15 protein-coding genes are annotated in these 17215 nt (G+C 63.8%); 6 read left to right on the forward strand and 9 right to left on the reverse strand.

Annotated features, from left to right (window positions below; all coding sequences use genetic code 11):
• Window positions 1-33 precede the first annotated feature (33 nt).
• Window positions 34-1209, forward strand: coding sequence for an MFS transporter (locus NKJ58_RS20750; protein WP_023715048.1), 1176 nt, complete (start codon window positions 34-36; stop codon window positions 1207-1209).
• On the opposite strand, the gene NKJ58_RS20755 is transcribed toward NKJ58_RS20750, so the two are convergent.
• On the reverse strand, window positions 1173-2081 hold the full coding sequence (locus NKJ58_RS20755; RefSeq protein ID WP_023818396.1) for a LysR family transcriptional regulator: 909 nt from the start codon (window positions 2079-2081) through the stop codon (window positions 1173-1175). The genes NKJ58_RS20750 and NKJ58_RS20755 overlap by 37 nt on opposite strands.
• Before the next feature lie 94 nt (window positions 2082-2175).
• On the opposite strand from NKJ58_RS20755, the gene NKJ58_RS20760 reads away from it, so the two are divergent.
• The 5 genes from NKJ58_RS20760 (at window position 2176) to NKJ58_RS20780 (ending at window position 7184) form a co-directional block, all read left to right on the forward strand.
• A complete protein-coding gene (locus NKJ58_RS20760) occupies window positions 2176-3132 on the forward strand; it encodes an SDR family oxidoreductase (RefSeq protein WP_023818395.1) in 957 nt (318 codons plus the stop codon).
• A gap of 178 nt (window positions 3133-3310) precedes the next feature.
• On the forward strand, window positions 3311-4171 hold the full coding sequence (locus tag NKJ58_RS20765) for an FAD binding domain-containing protein (RefSeq protein WP_023715051.1): 861 nt from the start codon (window positions 3311-3313) through the stop codon (window positions 4169-4171).
• Complete coding sequence (locus NKJ58_RS20770) at window positions 4171-4653, forward strand: (2Fe-2S)-binding protein (protein ID WP_023698464.1); 483 nt, start codon at window positions 4171-4173, stop codon at window positions 4651-4653. The genes NKJ58_RS20765 and NKJ58_RS20770 overlap by 1 nt, the downstream gene beginning before the upstream one ends.
• A complete protein-coding gene (locus NKJ58_RS20775; protein WP_023818394.1) occupies window positions 4650-6914 on the forward strand; it encodes a xanthine dehydrogenase family protein molybdopterin-binding subunit in 2265 nt (754 codons plus the stop codon). Before NKJ58_RS20770 ends, NKJ58_RS20775 begins: the two co-directional genes overlap by 4 nt.
• Before the next feature lie 24 nt (window positions 6915-6938).
• Window positions 6939-7184, forward strand: a complete 246-nt coding sequence (locus tag NKJ58_RS20780) for a MoaD/ThiS family protein (RefSeq protein ID WP_023684042.1) — start codon at window positions 6939-6941, stop codon at window positions 7182-7184.
• Between the two features lie 276 nt (window positions 7185-7460).
• Here NKJ58_RS20780 and NKJ58_RS20785 read toward each other — a convergent pair whose 3' ends face one another.
• The 8 genes from NKJ58_RS20785 to NKJ58_RS20820 all read right to left on the reverse strand — a co-directional run bounded on the left by NKJ58_RS20785 (window position 7461) and on the right by NKJ58_RS20820 (window position 16909).
• Window positions 7461-8303, reverse strand: a complete 843-nt coding sequence (locus NKJ58_RS20785; protein ID WP_023715052.1) for a DUF3618 domain-containing protein — start codon at window positions 8301-8303, stop codon at window positions 7461-7463.
• Window positions 8300-8692: a phage holin family protein gene (locus NKJ58_RS20790; RefSeq protein WP_023693628.1), complete on the reverse strand. Its 393-nt coding sequence runs from the start codon at window positions 8690-8692 to the stop codon at window positions 8300-8302. Before NKJ58_RS20790 ends, NKJ58_RS20785 begins: the two co-directional genes overlap by 4 nt.
• A complete protein-coding gene (locus tag NKJ58_RS20795) occupies window positions 8689-9297 on the reverse strand; it encodes a hypothetical protein (RefSeq protein WP_023693627.1) in 609 nt (202 codons plus the stop codon). The genes NKJ58_RS20790 and NKJ58_RS20795 overlap by 4 nt, the downstream gene beginning before the upstream one ends.
• A gap of 531 nt (window positions 9298-9828) precedes the next feature.
• Window positions 9829-10245 (reverse strand): DOPA 4,5-dioxygenase family protein, encoded by a 417-nt coding sequence (locus NKJ58_RS20800; protein WP_023742762.1) that lies wholly within the window; start codon window positions 10243-10245, stop codon window positions 9829-9831.
• Window positions 10246-10595: 350 nt separating this feature from the next.
• Entirely contained in the window at window positions 10596-10754 is a 159-nt protein-coding gene (locus tag NKJ58_RS20805) for a DUF3309 family protein (protein WP_023707271.1), read from the reverse strand.
• Window positions 10755-10850: 96 nt separating this feature from the next.
• Entirely contained in the window at window positions 10851-14015 is a 3165-nt protein-coding gene (locus NKJ58_RS20810; RefSeq protein WP_023820293.1) for an efflux RND transporter permease subunit, read from the reverse strand.
• Between the two features lie 65 nt (window positions 14016-14080).
• Window positions 14081-15259, reverse strand: coding sequence for an efflux RND transporter periplasmic adaptor subunit (locus tag NKJ58_RS20815; protein WP_352853734.1), 1179 nt, complete (start codon window positions 15257-15259; stop codon window positions 14081-14083).
• Between the two features lie 519 nt (window positions 15260-15778).
• A complete protein-coding gene (locus tag NKJ58_RS20820) occupies window positions 15779-16909 on the reverse strand; it encodes a patatin-like phospholipase family protein (RefSeq protein ID WP_023727617.1) in 1131 nt (376 codons plus the stop codon).
• Between the last annotated feature and the right edge of the window lie 306 nt (window positions 16910-17215).

Genomic DNA, 17215 nt, shown 5'->3' on the forward strand with positions numbered 1-17215 from the left:
CGCGCAAAGCCATTCTTTGACCGGATTCGGGCCATGAACGCGCAAAACACCATGCAGAGCGCCCTTCAGGGGCGATGGGCCGTAGCAGCGATCTTCCTCGCCAACGGCTTCCTGACCGGCAGCTGGGCGCCGCAGATTCCGGTGTTCCTGACCCGGCTCGACATCTCGAAATTCACCCTCGGCCTGCTGATCCTTCTGTTCGGCGTCGGCGCGGTCGCGGCCATGAGCTGGTGCGGCCATCTGATCTCCAGGCATGGCTCGCGCACCGTGTTGCGCTGGTTCGGCCTGTGCGGCAGCCTCGGCCTGCTGATCGTGGCGCTGGCGCCCAACGTGCCGCTGGCGTCGATCGCCATGATCATCTTCGGCGGCTCGATTGGTGGCATGGATGTCGCCATGAACGCCAATGCCGTGGTGGTCGAGCGCCGGCTGTCCCGCGCCATCATGTCGTCCTCGCACGGCTTCTGGAGCCTCGGCGGTTTCGCCGGTGGCGGTCTGGGCGGTTACGCCATCCAGACTTACGGCCACCTCGCCCATGCGGCTGTGGTCACGGTCATAGCTTTTGCCGTCATTGCCGTGGCGGTCGGCTACCTCATCGCCGAGGACAAGCCGCAGGCCGCCGAGCATCACAGATTAACGCTGCCGGCCAACCCGCTGGTCTATCTTGTCGGGCTGATGGCGCTGCTGACGATGATTTCCGAGGGCGCCGTGCTCGACTGGGCAGCGCTTTATCTCCGGCAGGAGCTCGGCGCCGACCTCGCCATCGCCGGCCTTGCCTACGCCGCCTTCTCCGGCGTCATGGCTGTCATGCGCTTTTTCGGCGACGGCGTGCGCAACCGCTTCGGCGCGGTGGCGACGCTGCGCGGTTCGGCCATCGTGGCCGCCGCCGGCATGCTGGTCGCCGGCCTGTCGCCCTCGCCCTGGATCGCCATCGCCGCTTTTGCCCTCTGCGGCTTCGGCATCGCCAACATGGTGCCGATCATCTTCTCGGCCGGCGGCAATCAGGAAGGCATGTCGTCGGGCACCGGCATGAGCGTCGTCACCACCATGGGCTATTCCGGCATATTGGTGGCGCCGTCGGCGATCGGCTTCGTCGCCGAGCATTCGAGCTTCGGCCCGATCTTCGTCGCCATGTCGGCGCTGCTGATCGTCGTGCTGTTGATGGCCGGGCTCGCTCACCGCGCCGAATTCGCGGCCGCCCCCGCCGAATAGCGCTTCAGCTCCTCATAGAGGAAATCCGCGACGCGGCGGATGCGCACGCTGGTGCGCACGTCGCGATGCATGGCCAGCCACACCGGCAGGCTGGGCAATGGCAGGCCGGGCAGGAGTTTCTCCAGCAAGGGGTCGCTGTCGGCCAGCGGCTCCTGGCCGAGACCGACGCCGTTTCCCGCCCGCAGCGCTTCCCACAGAACGATCTGGTTGTCGGCCCTGAAGCGGAAGCTGCTTCGGGTGACGGGGATGCCGGCCTGGGTAAAGCCCCGGATCATCTCGTCGCTGCGGTCGAAGCCGATCAGCGGGTGGTCGAGAAGATCGGCGGGCTTGAGCGGGCGGCCGTGCTGGTCGAGATACGATTTCGCCGCGCAGCAGCAGAGCTTGATATCGCAGACCTTGCGCGCCGTCAGCTCGTTCTGCGCCGGCTTGACCATGCGGATGGCGATGTCGGCATCCCTTCGCAGCAGGTTCTCGACCTGGTTCGAGGCGACGATCTCGACCTCGATGCCGGGCTCCTCGATGCCGAGCCGCGCCGTCATCTTCGGCAGCACATAGGCCGCCACCACCTCGCTGGCGGCAATGCGCACCGTGCCTTCGATCGCCTCGACCGAGCCCAATGCCAGTAGTGAGAACGCGCTCGCCTGCTCGCTCACCCCCTTGCCGCGTTCGAACAGCGTGGCGCCTGCTTCCGTCAGAGCATAGCCGCGCCGCCCGCGGCGGAACAAGGTGACGCCCAACGCCTGTTCGAGCTCACCGATGTGACGCCCGAGCGTCGGTTGGCTGGCCGACAGTTTGCGCGCCGCGGCCGACAGGCTGCCGGTCTCCGCCACGCTGACGAAACTCTTGATCAGGTTCCAGTCGATATCTTCCATTCAATTATGAATAACAAAGCTGCATCCCTAGTCAATTTTCATTCGCATATGGAGGCATCATATTCGCCGTGCAAACACAGACACGGAGAAGAAAATGACCAAGATCGCAATTCTAGGCGCCAATGGCCGGCTCGGCCGCGTGGTTGGCAAGGCCTTCATCGACGCCGGTTTCGACGTCCGCGCCGTCACCCGCAGCGGCAAGGTCCCAGCCGAACTCAAGGGCGCCACCGCCGTCGCCGGCGATGCGCTCGACCGCGAGGCGCTGATCCGCGCCACGCAAGGCGTCGACATCATCTTCAACGCCCTCAACCCGATCTACACCGACTGGGGCAAGTGTCTGCCGATGGCGGAGAACGTCATGGCCGCCTGCCATGCCAATGGCGCGCTGCATCTTTTCCCCGGCACTGTCTACAATTACGGCTCGCCCATGCCTGAAGTGGTCACCGAAGACACGCCATTCCGTCCGACGACCGAGAAGGGCCGCATCCGCTGCGCCATGGAAGCGCTGTTTCGCCGCGAGGCCGATGCCGGCCGCGTCCGCACCATCATCCTGCGCGCCGGCGATTTCTTCGGCGGCACCGGCAGCGGATCATGGTTCGACCTCGTCGTCGCCGCCAAGATGAGCAAGGGCGTCTACACCGCGCCTGGCCCTGCCAACCTCGTGCACGAATGGGCCTATTTGCCGGACTTCGGCATCGGCTTCGTCGGCCTGGCGCGTAATCAGGGCAAGCTCGGCTTCTTTGAGGCGCTCAACTTCCCCGGCCACGCCGTCACCGACATGGACATAAAGGCCGCGGCCGAGAAAGCGTTGGGACGTCCGCTGAAACTGACCTTCATGCCTTGGTGGGTGCTGCGCGCCGGCAGCCCGTTCGTGGCGATGTGGCGCGAGATCGTCTCGATGTCCTATCTGCGCTTCGAACCGCACCGGCTCGTGTCCGACCGGCTGGAAGGCATCATCGGCGAAGTCCCGCACACCCCGCTGGACGAGGCCGTGGCCGAGGCCTTGAAGGACATCGGCATCAGCCTCGACCGTGCAAAAGACGCCGCTTAAATGCATGTCGCCCAGAAGTGTGCGCGGTTCTGGGACAACGACATGCATCAAAACAAAGACTTTAGACAAAAATCTCTCTCGCAGTGCTGGCCCAATCGCTGGAAATCAGCAACCGGATGGTCATTATGAGGAGACTGTTTATAACGGTCGGCGAGATCACCATCACCAAGGGGAGACGATGCGTTACATACGTCCGCTTTCAATCGAAGACGCCGTTGGCCTGCTGGCCGACGCTTCCGGCACATCAGCCATTCTCGCTGGAGGCAGTGACCTCCTCGTTCGGATGAAGGGCGGGTTTGTCGATCCCGACCTGATCGTCGACATCAAGGCGATCGAGGGCTTGAGCGAGATCAGGGAGACGGCCGACGGCTTCAGCATCGGCGCCACCGTCCCCTGCGCCGTCCTGGGCGAGAGCTCGGTTCTGAAGAAGGCCTGGCCCGGTGTCGTCGAAGCGTCGAAGCTGATCGGCTCGAAACAGGTCCAGGGCCGCTGCACCATCGTTGGCAATCTGTGCAACGCATCGCCGGCCGCCGACAGCGTCCCGGCCTTGGTGGCCGCCGCCGCAAAGGCCGTGGTTGCCGGTCCGTCGGGCAAGCGCACCATTCCGGTCGAGGCTGTGCCGATCGGGCCTGGCAAGACCTCGCTCACCAAGGGTGAGATCGTCGAGGCGATCCTGCTCGACAAGCGCGCGCCGCGTTCGGGCGACGCCTACCTCAGATTCATCCCGCGCACCGAGATGGACATCGCCGTGGTCAGCGCCGGCGTGAAGCTGTCGCTCGACGAGCATGGCGTCATCACGGCCGCCCGCGTCGCGCTGGGCGCCGCGGCCCCGACCGTGCTTCTGGTGGAAGAAGCAGCCGAGGCTCTCATCGGCAGGAAGCTGGATGAGGCGGCACTTGAGCGGCTCGCCAAGATCTGCGCTGGGGCCTGCCGCCCCATCGACGACAAGCGCGGTACCATCGAGTTCAGACGAAAAGTTGCGGGCGTGCTGGCCGGACGGGCCGCGACGACCGCCTACGCACGCGCAGGAGGCAAATGATGGCCGGTGTAGCAGTTTCAACGACAATCAACGGCGATCACGTCGAATACCTTTGCCAGCCCGACGAGACGTTGCTCGACGTCCTGCGCGACCGGCTCGGGCTGACCGGCGCCAAGGAAGGCTGCGGCACCGGCGACTGCGGCGCCTGCTCGATCATCCTCGACGACCGGCTTGTCTGCTCGTGCCTTGTGCTCGGCGCTGAAGCCGAAGGCCGGCATATCGAAACCGTCGAGGGCATGGCGCATGGCGATCAGTTGCATCCGCTGCAGCAGAAGTTCCTCGAGCATGCAGCGCTGCAATGCGGCATCTGCACGCCGGGCTTCCTCATCGCGGCGAAGGACCTTTTGGCCAAGAACCCCGATCCTACCGAGGAAGAAATCCGCTTCGGCCTCGCCGGCAACCTCTGCCGCTGCACCGGCTACGACAAGATCGTGCGCGCGGTCCAGGATGCGGCCAATGTGATGAAGGGAGCGCACGCATGAACTTCGATCCACGCTTTTCGGGCCGCAAATTCTCCTCCGTCGGCACGCGGCCTATCCGTCCCGACGGCGTCGACAAGGTGACCGGACGCGCCCGTTACGGCGCCGACTTCAACATGGCGGGACAGCTGGTCGGGCGTGTCCTGCGCAGCCCGCATGCGCATGCCAGAATCCTCAAGATCGACACTTCGAAAGCGGAAAAGCTGGCCGGCGTGAAAGCGGTGATCACCGCCGCCGACCTGCCCGATCTCACCGATGGCGATGCCGCCATGTACGACGTCCTCGGCAATTGCATGGCGCGCGGCAAGGCGCTCTATGACGGCCACGCCGTGGCCGCGGTCGCCGCCGTCGATGCCCGCACGGCCAGGCAGGCGCTGAAGCTCATCGAGGTCGAGTACGAGCTGTTGCCGCATGTGACCGATGTCGACGAGGCGATGAAGCACACCGCGCCGTTGATCAACGACACGATCTTCACCGAGGGTCTCGAGGAAAAGCCGGTAAAGCCGTCCAACGTCACCAAGCGCAGCCAGTTCGGCCATGGCGATGTCCATCAGGGCTTTGGGCACGCCGATGTCATCGTCGAGCGCTCCTTCAAGACCGAACAGACGCATCAGGGCTATATCGAGCCGCACGCCTGCGTTGCGAGCGTCTCGTCCGACGGCACCGCCGACCTCTGGGTCTGCACGCAGGGCCATTTCGTCTACCGCCAGCATTGTGCGCAACTGCTCGGGCTGGAAGCCTCGAAGCTGCGCGTCACCTCCTCGGAGATCGGCGGCGGCTTCGGCGGCAAGACCCATGTCTGGGCCGAGCCGGTGGCACTCGCTCTGTCGCGCAAGGCAGGACGGCCGGTGAAGCTGGTGATGACTCGCGACGAGGTGTTCCGCGCCTCGGGCCCGACCAGCGCCACCTCGATCGACGTCAAGATCGGCGCCCGCAAGGACGGCACCATCACCGCCGCCGAAGCGACGCTGCGCTACACCAGCGGCCCCTATGCCGGCACATGGGCCGAGATCGGCGCCATGACGGCCTTCGCCTGCTACAAGCTCGATAACGTCAAGACGGTCGGCTTCGAAGTGCTGGTCAACCGGCCGAAGACCGCGGCCTATCGCGCACCCTCCGCACCGATGGCGGCGTTCGCGGTGGAAAGCGCTGTGGATGAGCTGGCCAAGGAACTCGGCATGGACCCGGTCGAGTTCCGCATCAAGAACGCCGCGCAGGAAGGCACCCGCTCTTCCTATGGCCCTGTCTACGGCCCGATCGGCATCGGCCCGACGCTGGAGGCGGCCAAGCACCATCCGCACATGAAGGCGCCGCTGGGCAAGAACCAGGGCCGCGGCATGGCTTGCGGCTTCTGGTTCAATTTCGGTGGCCAGACCTGCGTGGACCTGAACATCGGCATGGACGGCTCGGTGTCGCTGGCTGTCGGCACGGTGGACGTTGGCGGTTCGCGCGCGTCGCTGTCGCTGGTAGCGGCGGAGGAGCTCGGCATCGACTATGCCCAGCTCAAGGCGGTGGTCGCCGACACGTCCTCGCTTGGCTACAACGACATGACCGACGGCAGCCGCGGCACCTTCTCGTCCTCGATGGCGACCATCTCGGCCGCCCGCAACGCGATCAAGATCCTGCGTGAGCGCGCCGCCCAGACGTGGGACATCCCCGTCGACGACGTGGTCTGGGAAAACGGCCACGCCATCGCCAAGGGCGAGAAATACGGCAACCTTGCAGCCCTGTCGCTGAAGGAGATCGCCGCCGCTTCCGGCAAGACCGGCGGGCCGATCGCCGGCCACAGCGAGCTCGTCGCCGACGGCGCCGGCGTCTCCTTCGCCACCCATATATGCGACATCGAGGTCGACCCCGATACCGGCTCGACCAGGGTGATCCGCTACACGGTGATCCAGGATGCCGGCAAGGCGGTGCACCCCACCTATGTCGAGGGCCAGTACCAGGGCGGCGCCGCGCAAGGCATCGGCTGGGCGCTCAACGAGGAGTATATCTACGGCAAGGACGGGCGCCTCCAGAATGCCGGCTTCCTCGACTATCGCATCCCGGTCTGCTCGGACCTGCCGATGATCGACACGCAGATCCTCGAGATCCCCAACCCCAACCACCCCTATGGCGTGCGCGGCGTCGGCGAAACCTCGATCGTGCCGCCGCTGGCGGCGATCGCCAACGCGGTCTCCAACGCCGCCGGCGTACGCATGACCCACATCCCGATGTCGCCGCCAAGGGTCCTCGCCGCGATCGAGGCGGAACGGGGAGGCTAGGGCAAAAATGAGGTTCTTGCCCTAATGGTCGAAGTGACGCTCTGGGGCGCGCTGGGCCAGCTCGCCGGCGGCCAGAGCAAGGTCGAGGTCGAGGCCAAGGACATCAGGGAGCTGTTCAGGAAACTGGCTGAACAGTATCCCGGCATCGAGCCCTGGATCGAGAAGGGCATCGCGGTGGCGATCGACGGGACGATCTATCGCGATACGTGGTCGAAGGAACTGCCGCCGGGGGCGGAGATTTTTCTGCTGCCGCGGCTGGCTGGGGGGTGAAGTGGGGTGTCGCCCTACGTCCCAGAGCGGACCGGCATCCTCGGTCTGCGAACTTCAAGTGCAATGTCGGTCCTCGCCTAGATGCCAGTTTTGCTGACCGCGTCTTATCGGCGGCGGGTTGGCCAACAATCCAGAGAACCTGATCCGCTGGATTACTATCGGCAAGGGACATCAGTCCGCACACGGCTCTGAAGTGACTCGAGCGGGTCACCGTTTGACGGACAACACCGGCCCCTTTCTGGAGAGGCCGGCTATCGTTGATCCAGGATCATCAAGCTAGGTTTGGCGCTGAGACGTATCGGAAATTCGTTCGCGCACGGCATGCTCGGTCTTGTCTGCTGTGGACTTCACGATCTCGCCGAGCTGATCGGCTATCGTGTCTGCTTCCATATCTTGCCGGCCAGCTTCCTGCTTAATGGTCTCATAGGCTTCGGCGGCGACCTGCTTGGCCTCATCGAGGCCCCTATTGAGCAAAGTTTCGGCGGAATCGCGAAGCTTGTCGCCATAGGCGCCTAGTTGCTCGTCCTCCGTTGCGGTATGGGGCAGCATTGCACCTATAGCGGCGCCGATGGCGAGACCGACGGCCGCTACGGCCAAGGGTTGGTCCTCCAACAGATCTTGCGCGGAGCGGCTGGCTTTCGCCGCCATGTCCCCAGTCGTCGAGCTTGCATTGGCAGCGCTTCCCGTCAGACCCGCCGCAGCGGCTCTTGCGGTGCTCGATATGGTGTCGCCGACGCTGGTAGCGCTCGAGGAGAGCGATTCCGCGGCGTCGGAGAGCGTGCCGCCCAAACCGCCGCGCTCCCCTGCTACATCATGTCGTCCCGGCGCTGAAGGCAATGGATAGCCAGCCGAACGGTGGGCGGTGTTTGAGGCACCGCTGCCGAACATCAGCCAGGCCAGACCTGCGCCCACCATGGTGACCGGCAAAGGATTGTCTCGGACCTGCGTTCTGAGATTGCTGAGCATGGCCGCGCTCTCCCCTCCCGAGAACAGCCCGGTGAACTCATCCAGCAATTGTCCCGGCGTCATCTTGCCTCGAATGGATTCGGCGGTCTCCATCACCCGGGCGCGAGCCGCCTCGGCCTCGCGTTCAAGTTCGGCTGCGGATTTCTCTTTCATCTCACCTGTTCCTTAATCGCGCTCGCGTCGCGCTTCAGCTGTCCCTGGGTCCGGTCGGGGGTAAGTTCCGAAGGCGCCATGCTGGCCGTCCCGGTCCGCAGCAGGATGACGCCGAGGACCGCCACGACCACACCGACCAGCAGGGAAGACCACCCCGCGCCAAGCCCTGCCCGCGTCAGTGCGATAATGAGCGCCTGCAGCAACACCAAGAGCGCGGCGAGCAGGCAAATCGCGCCGCCCAGCACTTCCGCGGCACCTGCTCCGGCTTTGGTAAGCTTTTCAGAGAGCTCGGCCCGAAACAGCCTCGCCTCGGTTTGCACCAGAGTGGTGACATTCTGGGCCAAATCGGTGACTAGCCCGGCAAGGCTGGGATTGTCCTGGTTATTCATCTGTCCTGCTCCGCGATCTGCGTGGCCCCATCATCGCCGACCACGCCAAAATCTTGTGGACGATCAGCGGACCAACCCTGTGGCTGATCGGTGTGTGATTTGAGGCCTCCCGGAGCGGCCTCAGAATCGGGCCTTGCCGGCGGAGAAGCCTTGATGAACCGCCCGAGAGCCAATCCGGCCAACACCGATCCCGCAAGCAGGACACCGGGATTTTGCCGGCCGAAGGACTGCACGTCATCAAGGACTTGGCTAAAGGGCTTCTGTTTCAAGGACGATGAAAGCCGCTCAAGGCCACTGGCAGCATCCAAAGCGAACTTCGATGCGTTCCTTTCATCGTTGCTGGCAAGGTGATCGCTGGCCGCTCGCAGTGCACCACCCAACGCCGCCAAGCTCGATCCGATGTCGCGCTGCGCCTCCTCCGCCTTGTCGGAGATGACCTGCGTGGCTTCAGATGCATAGTCGCCAGCCTTACGGGTCACCTCGTCCCGCGCGTCGTGAAGCAACTCGCTGGCACGCTCATTTTCCTGGCGAAGTCTTTCGGAGACGTCGCTTTTCGCCTTGTCGAAATCGGTGGGCTGTCCGCCCTGATCCTTCTCATGCTGCATGAGGCCACCTAGTGAAAACCGAGGAAGGAGAGGACCGCGAGCACGACGACGATAAGGCCGATAAGATAGATTACACTGTTCATGTGCACGTCCTCCGTAGCTTTCCAACTTCGACGAACCTGCGATGTTCCGTAAGTGAGAGCATTTATCTCAGCCGAAACGAAGAGGTTCGTCAGGCACGCACCCAGTCACCAGTGAGTTGCCCTGTCCCTCGTGCGGAGCGCCAGTTGTTCCGTACGAACGGGTGCGCCCGACCCTGCGGGAACGAGTGCCGGCTGCCTCCTCTATTGCAATCTTTGCCTATTCGGCGACCCCGCCTCGGCGTACCGGCGACCAAGGAGAACTCTCCCTTGCCATCAATTGACGGTCCATCGCTCCAACGGCCCCGCGCTGGTTCGGCACCTTCGACGAACTAATGATGAAGGCATAGGATACGGCTTGAGGCGTAAAGCGGCCGGTCATGCATGCCTGAACTGGGCTATTGGTGAACGCGTCTCCAAGGGCCAAGTCTCTACTTTGCAGAACGCCTCCCTACGCCCCCAGCGTCGGCTCCGTGTTCACCTCCAGCGCCTCTTCCGCTTCATCCTCGTCACCCAGCACCTCGCCATGAACCCCCAGCGGCCGCCCGATCCAGATCGGATCGACCAGATGGTCGCGCTTTGGGTTGGTGGTGTTGGGGTGGATGAGGATGCTGAGGCCGCTGTGGTTCAGCATCAGCCAGGGGACCAGCGTGGCGAAGATCTCGGTGGCGAAGGAGACCTGGTACATGGCCTGTTCGTGCGGGCCGACCGGCTCGTCGCGCCAGTTGCCCAGGCGCACGCGGAAGCGTTCGCCGATGCGCAGGCGCAGCCATTCGGCGTGCTGCCGCTCGGCTTGCCCGTCATAGTAGATGTGGGCGTGATAGCTGGCGATCTCGGCGAGAGGCCTTGGCGGGCTGGCGGTGTTCACCTTGATAGCTCCCTCGGTGATTGTGGTGCGGGCAGCGTATACGCAAGCGGGCGGGGTGGCCAAGGGGGGCACAGCGTGTGCTCGTCATCTCGATTTCGGGCCAATCGCATATGGAGCTCCCCCACTCCGTCTCGGCATCGCCCAGCCACCTCTACCCCCACATTCGTGGGGGAGAGGAAATGCTAATCGCCAAGGTCGCTGCCTTGAAAAGCTTGGCATTTTCTCTCCCCCATGGACATGTGGGAGAGGTGGCCGCGAAGCGGACGGAGTGTGGGCGGGCGCCGCCGTATGCCTATTGCCAGCACTTCATCGGGCGAGGACCCGCTGATCGCAGAGGTCTCTTGCCCCGATCAAACCCTGCCCATCAGCACCAGGATCAGCAGCACCACCAGCACAGCGCCGACTATTCCGGACGGCCCATAACCCCAGGAGCGTGAGTGCGGCCAGGCCGGTACGGCGCCGATCAGGATCAGGATCAAAACGATGATGAGGATGGTGCTGACGGTCATTAAGAGTCCCTCGCCTTGCTGGTCGGATATGAGGGGACAATGCAAAAGGCCGCCCGGTTGTTCCGGACGGCCTTTTGTCCGACTGGTTGAATGCAGCTATTCCGCGGCTTTCGGGAAGGCGATTGCCGGTTCATCGAGCGGGCTCGGCCCCACAGGCGCATCGGGCTTCTTGTCGCGGCCGAACAGCCGGCGGAAGAACGCGTAGAAGCGGCTGTTCTTGCTGCGCGTGAAGATCATCAGCATGGACGGCGTCACCACCAGCGTCAGCAGCGTGGCGAAGGACAGGCCGAAGACGATGGCCGAGGACAGCGAAATCCACCATTGCGTCGACGGCGCGTTGATCGTCGTCTCGTGATGGAAGATTTCCAGCCCGAGACCAAAGGCGATCGGCAGCACGCCGAGGATGGCCGATACCGCCGTCAGCACCACCGGGCGGGCGCGCTCGCGGCAGGTCTGCAGCACCGCCTCCATCTTGTCCCAGCCCTCTTCGCGCAGCCGGTCATAGGTGTCGATGAGCACGATGTTGTTGTTCACCACCACGCCGGCCAGCGCGATGACGCCGATGCCCGACATGACGATGCCGAAGGCCTCGCCGGTCAGGAGCAGCCCCAGGAACACACCGATCGTCGCCATGACCACGCAGGACAGCACCAGAAGCACGCTGGTGAACTTGTTGAACTGCATCAAGAGCACCAGGAAGATCAGGAAGATCGCCGCGCCGAAGGCCTTGCCGAGGAAGGCGCTGGCTTCGGCGCTGTCCTCGTTCGACCCCGCCAGCTTCCAGCGTATGCCGTTGTCGAGCTTCATGTCGGTGACCGCCTTGGTCACCTCCGCCTGCACCGCCGCAACCTGGTTACCGGCGGCGACGTTGGCCTGGACGACCACTGTGCGGGCGCCATCGATGCGGTTGAGGATGCCGACGGTCGGCTCCGGCTTGCGCACGACGAAGTTGGAGATCGGCACCGAGCCTTGCGCAGTCTGCACCCGGAGCTCGTCGAGCGTCGACAGCGTGCGGCGGTCTTCAGGCAGCCGCAGCCTGATGTCGACGGCATCGTCGGCGCCGGCAGGCCTGTACTCGGACAGCTTCAACCCGTTGGTCACCAGTTGCACCACCGTGCCGACGGCGGTCGGGCTGATACCGTATTGCGCCGCCTTGGCGCGGTCGACCTCGAGCGCCCAGTCGACGCCGGGCGGCGGCAGGCCGTCGGAAACGTCGATGACACCGGGCACCTTGGCAATGCGCGCCGCAACCGCGCGGGCCTGGTCGTCGAGCCCTTTGGGGTCGATGGCCGAAAGCCGCAGCTGCACCGCCTTGCCCGTGGGAGGACCGGCCTCCGGCACGCGCACTTCGACATCGACGCCGGGAATGCCGGCCATGACGGTGCGCAGCTCATCCAGGATGTTGTTCGCCGATTTGCGCTCGCGCCAGTCGATGAACTCATACTGGATGACGCCGACGACGTCCTCCGGCACGTCCTGTCCGCCGCCCTGCGTCTTGCCGACGCGGGTATAGACCGATTTGACGCCAGGCCAGCCAAGCAGCCGGTTTTCGGCGATCCTGGTCGCCGTGTCCATTTCGGCCAGCGAGAGATTGCCGCGGGCATGCACATAGAGCAGGCCGTAATCGGGCTCGACGCTGGGGAAGAACTCGACGCCGGCGCCATATTTCGAATAGGCGAAGCCGACGCCGGTGAGCAGCACGGCGGTGAGCACCAGCACGGTGATGGGGAAGCGCACCGCCTGTTTGACCAGCGCCATGTACCAGCCGTCGCGATTGTGTTCCTCGTGATGCTCCGGCGCCTTGGCGAAAAGCGCGCCCAGCGTCGGCGCGAACACCAGCGCATAAAGCATCGAGGCCGACAGCGTGACGATCAGCGTGATCGGCATGTATTTCATGAAGTCGCCGATGATGCCGGGCCAGAACAGCAGCGGCGAAAACGCCGCGATGCGGGTCATGGTCGCGGCGATGACCGGACCGGCCATGCGCTTGGCGGCCAGCGTGAAGGCTTCCGCCTTCGGCATGCCTTCGCCCATGCGCCGTTCGGCAAATTCGGTGACGATGATGGCGTCGTCGACCAGCATGCCGACCGCCAGGATAAGGCTGAACAGCACGATCATGTTGATCGTGTAGCCCATCATCGCAAGCAGCAGGATGCCGATCAGGAAGGATGACGGAATGGCAAGCCCGATCAGCAGCGAGGCGCGGCCCGACAGCGCATAGAGGATGACGATGAACACCAGGATGACGGCGATCATCACGTGGTTCTGCAGGTCGCCCAGCAGCTGGTTGACGAAGACAGACTTGTCCTGCGTGTAGGTGATGTTCATGCCTTCCGGCATCGTCTTGACGTAGGCGTCGGACACTTCCCGCACCTTGGCCAGCGTGTCGATCAGGTTGGCGCCGATGCGCTTCTTGACTTCGATGGCGATGGCCGGCTTGCCGTTGAGGCGAGTGATGGTCTCGGCGTCGGCGAAGGTCGAACGCACCGTGGCGATGTCCTTCGCCTGCACGACGGCATTGGGGCCGGCAACCACTGGCAGCGACGCCACATCCTCTGGTGTTTCGATCAGCGACGGCACCTTGACCGCGTATTTGCCTTCCGAACCCTCGATATTGCCGGCGGCGACCAGGCTGTTGGAAGCGCCGACAGCGCCGATCAACTGGTCGAGCTGCAGGCCGTAGGAGGACAGCTTCATCGGGTCGATGACGACCTCGACGAGATCGTCGCGCGCGCCTTGTATGGTGCCCTCAAGAACGCCCGGGACTTCCTCGATGCGGTCGCGCAGTTCGCGCGCCGCCGCCGTAAGCACACGCTCGGGCACATCGCCGGACAGCGTGACGACCAGGACGGGAAACTCGGAAATGTTGACCTCGGTAACAACCGGTTCTTCTGCCGCTTGGGGAAGGTCAGCCTTCGCGTCCTGAACCTTCGAGCGTGTATCAGTCACCGCGGTGTCGACTTTTATAGACGGCAGAAACTCAAGGAAGACAAAGGCACCGCCCTGATAGGCGGATGATTTCATCTCCTTTAACCCCTTGAGACTCTTAAGCTTTGCCTCCAGAGGCCTAAGCAGAAGTCTTTCAGCGTCTTCGGGCGCGATGCCTTGATAGGCAACATTTATATAAACATAAGGGGTAGGAACGTCGGGTTCCGCTTCCTTCGGTGTCGACTGATAGGCGACCCAGCCCGCCAGCAGCAGGAAGACCAGCACCGCAATGGTCAGCCGGGCATTGTTGATCGCGAGTTTGACGATATCCATGGCCTGTTCTCAAGATTTCAGGAGCCGCATTGCGGCCGGTTGTCCCGGCCCGGGGCCACCCGGCGCTACTGCGTTGTCGCTTCGCCCAACAGTTTCTGGATGGTCGCCTGGTCGGCCTCGACCGGCTTGACGACGTCGCCTTCCTTGACGAGCTCCTGGCCGGCGACGATGACGCGGGCATCGGCGGGAATGCCGCCAAGCACGAGGCCCTTCGGCGAGTCGTCAACGAGGTCGATCGGGAAGAACACCACCTTGTTGTCCTTGTCGACGGCACGGATGCCGAGATCGCCCTTGTCGCCCAGCGTCACCACGGAGCGCGGCAACATGACGGCATCGGTCGGCTGCGCGCTGAGCGAAATCTCGGCCGTCATGCCCGCCGGCACGGAGCCATCGGCATTGGGCACGGCGATCTCGACGCGGAAGGTTCGGGTGGCCGACGAGGCGTCGCGGCTGATGTAGCGCACCGTGCCTTCGACGGTCTGGCCGCTGACCAGCCGGACAGTGGCCTTGTCGCCGAGCTTGAGATAGCCGAGGTCGCGTTCGTTGACTTCGCCGCGCGCAATCACCGGATCGAGCTTGAGGATGGTTGCCACCTCGCCGCCCTGCATGACGGAACTGCCGAGCTCCACCGGCACCCGGTCGATGACGCCGTCGAAGGGCGCCTTGACCAGATTGCGGTCGAGCTCGGCCTGCGCCGTTTCCAGCTGCGACTGCGCAGCGGTCAGGTTCGAACGCGCCGTGTCGAGCTGCAGCTTGGGCAGATTGCCGGTCTTCATGAGCCGCAGCGATGCGTCGAGTTCAGCCTGGCGCTGCACGACGAGCTGCTTGGCATTGTCGACCATCGAGATCTTTTCTTCCGCCGCAAGCATCAGCACCAGATCGCCGGTCTTGACGTGATCGCCCTGCTTGACCGGCAGCTTTTCGATGACGCCGGCGACACGCGTCGCCAGCACGGCGCGCTTGTCGGCCTCGGTCAGCCCGGAAATGCGGATGGCGCGGGCATAGGTCTTGCGCGGCGGCGTCACCACCGCGACGGTGCGCAGCGGCGCCTTCGGTTCGGCCTCGGCGGTCTTGGTTGCATCCGGTGCCTTGGCCTGATCGCCCGGCTTGGCCTGATCGCCTGCCTTGCCAGCACCTTCGACAGCGGCGCTGCCGACGGACGAGAACGCGCCTGTTCCCATCCAGGCGGCGAAGCCGATGAGCACGACAATAGCGGCAAGCTTGTGAAACCTGATCTTCGGCATCATTGTTTTTCCACTGCGGGGTTCGGCCAAGTCGTTATCCAACAGGAGTCCGTCGTCTAACAGCTACCGTGTCTTCCAACTCGGGCGCGTCGCCGATATGGGTGCGCGCCAAGCCGTGTTCAATTTGCCGTGAACGGCGAAGCCGCGCTTCTACATCAAAGTTGCATCGCAATACAGTCGAAAAGTTGCAGGAACATTGTGCCAGGCGATGTAGTGTGGCCAACGAAAACGGTTTTATCGGCGCCCCGTCAGGCGGCGGAACCACAGTCTCCGAACCATACGGATGTTGGAGGCGCTTTGTTTTCAAGGCGTTTTGAGCACTGACACCCCCCTGTGCCCGCACTAGTTTTTGACGCTCAAATGTGGGCGCGACCTGCGTAGCCACTGAGTGAATGGCAGCAGGCGTCAGTATGATTTTGTATACCGTCACACGCAACGATTGTTCCGGGACGGAAAGTCATCGGCGCTACTCCGATTTTCCGAACACTTCGCTGATCGTCTTGATCGATCCGGGCGGACTCAGGCCCGCCGGCGTTCCGCCTCCGGCTTCTTGCGGGCGGCTAGAAATTCCTTCACCCGCCGTCCCGGTGCCGGCCCGCGCACCGGTTTGAAGCCGTCATCGAGTTCGCCGGAAAGATCGAGCGTCGGCCGCTTGCCGACGGCGTCGTAATTCTCCTCCAGCCAGTCGCTCGCCGCTATGCGGCCAAGGTCGCGCAAATAGGTCAAAAAAGCCCATTCGGCGTTGACCTTGGATGACGCCGACAGATCCTTGAACGCTTCGTCGGCATCGATGCGGTGCATGCGGATGTCGCGGTATTCGCCAGGCGGCAGCCGGCCGGCGGCGATCAGCTCCTTGACGAAGGCGATCGAGCGGAATTCGTTCAGCAGCCCGGCATTGAAGGTGATCTCGTCGATGCGGTTCTGGATTTCGTTGGCGCTTTTCGGCGTGCCCTCGCGCACCACCGGATTGATCTGCACCAGCAGCACATCCTCCGTCGCCGCCGTCTTGAAGAACGGAAACAGCGCCGGATTGCCGCCATAGCCGCCATCCCAATAGGGCACGCCCTTGATCTCGACGGCGCGGAACAATTGCGGCAGGCAGGCCGAGGCCATCACCGTGTCGAGGTCGATCTCGCCATCGGAAAAGACGCGCAGCTGGCCGGTCTCGACATTGGTCGCCGAAATGAACAGCTCCATCGACTTGCAGGCGTGAACATTTTTGAAATCGATCTCCTGCTCGACCACGTCGCGCAGCGGGTTCAAGCCCAGCGGATTGGCGACATAGGGCGAAAACACTCGGGACATGGTGTCGAAGAAGAAATAGCCGGGCGTGTTCTCGATCGACCAGTTGCCCCAGGCGACGTCCCACGGCATGCGCTGCACCGGGCTGAAGCGGCCCTTGGCCGCCACCGCGCGCCAGAAGTCGTCGAGCTTTTGCCGTGCACCCTCGACGCCGCCGCGCACAAAACCATCGGCCAGCGCCACCGCATTCATGGCGCCGGCGCTGGTGCCGGACACGGCTGAAATGTCGAGCCTGCCATCCTCCAGCAGCCGGTCGAGTACGCCCCAGGAGAAAGCCCCGTGCGAGCCGCCTCCCTGCAGCGCAATGTTGATCTTTTTCGTTTCCTCCGCCTTGCCGTTTTTGGTCATGGCGTTCCTGTTCGGTTTGGTCGCTGCTGCCTCATCCCGCCCGGGAATCGCGCGGGGTCGACTCCAGCGGACTTATGTTGCAGCGCAGCATATAAGGGGTGACGAAGGCAAGAACACGAACACGGTCGCGTGATCACATGAAATTTTGGAGAATGGCTCACCGTCGAGGTCTTCGCCCTACGAATAACCCCACCCCCAACCCCTCCCCACAAGGGCATAGGCGCTAAGATAGGTATTGCCTTGCGGAATCGGGTGTGATTCTACGCTGCGATGACACACGAATCGCTTGTTGATGACGGCTGGGCC

It is taken from the genome of Mesorhizobium sp. M0139, from assembly GCF_040322455.1.
GTDB lineage: Bacteria > Pseudomonadota > Alphaproteobacteria > Rhizobiales > Rhizobiaceae > Mesorhizobium.

Bases quoted from the DNA above. Each gene is read 5' to 3' on its own strand.
- NKJ58_RS20750 (WP_023715048.1), top strand. From the start codon at position 34: ATGAACGCGCAAAACACCATGCAGAGCGCCCTTCAGGGGCGATGGGCC.
- NKJ58_RS20755 (WP_023818396.1), bottom strand. From the start codon at position 2,081: ATGGAAGATATCGACTGGAACCTGATCAAGAGTTTCGTCAGCGTGGCG.
- NKJ58_RS20760 (WP_023818395.1), top strand. From the start codon at position 2,176: ATGACCAAGATCGCAATTCTAGGCGCCAATGGCCGGCTCGGCCGCGTG.
- NKJ58_RS20765 (WP_023715051.1), top strand. From the start codon at position 3,311: ATGCGTTACATACGTCCGCTTTCAATCGAAGACGCCGTTGGCCTGCTG.
- NKJ58_RS20770 (WP_023698464.1), top strand. From the start codon at position 4,171: ATGGCCGGTGTAGCAGTTTCAACGACAATCAACGGCGATCACGTCGAA.
- NKJ58_RS20775 (WP_023818394.1), top strand. From the start codon at position 4,650: ATGAACTTCGATCCACGCTTTTCGGGCCGCAAATTCTCCTCCGTCGGC.
- NKJ58_RS20780 (WP_023684042.1), top strand. From the start codon at position 6,939: ATGGTCGAAGTGACGCTCTGGGGCGCGCTGGGCCAGCTCGCCGGCGGC.
- NKJ58_RS20785 (WP_023715052.1), bottom strand. From the start codon at position 8,303: ATGAAAGAGAAATCCGCAGCCGAACTTGAACGCGAGGCCGAGGCGGCT.
- NKJ58_RS20790 (WP_023693628.1), bottom strand. From the start codon at position 8,692: ATGAATAACCAGGACAATCCCAGCCTTGCCGGGCTAGTCACCGATTTG.
- NKJ58_RS20795 (WP_023693627.1), bottom strand. From the start codon at position 9,297: ATGCAGCATGAGAAGGATCAGGGCGGACAGCCCACCGATTTCGACAAG.
- NKJ58_RS20805 (WP_023707271.1), bottom strand. From the start codon at position 10,754: ATGACCGTCAGCACCATCCTCATCATCGTTTTGATCCTGATCCTGATC.
- NKJ58_RS20810 (WP_023820293.1), bottom strand. From the start codon at position 14,015: ATGGATATCGTCAAACTCGCGATCAACAATGCCCGGCTGACCATTGCG.
- NKJ58_RS20815 (WP_352853734.1), bottom strand. From the start codon at position 15,259: ATGCCGAAGATCAGGTTTCACAAGCTTGCCGCTATTGTCGTGCTCATC.
- NKJ58_RS20820 (WP_023727617.1), bottom strand. From the start codon at position 16,909: ATGACCAAAAACGGCAAGGCGGAGGAAACGAAAAAGATCAACATTGCG.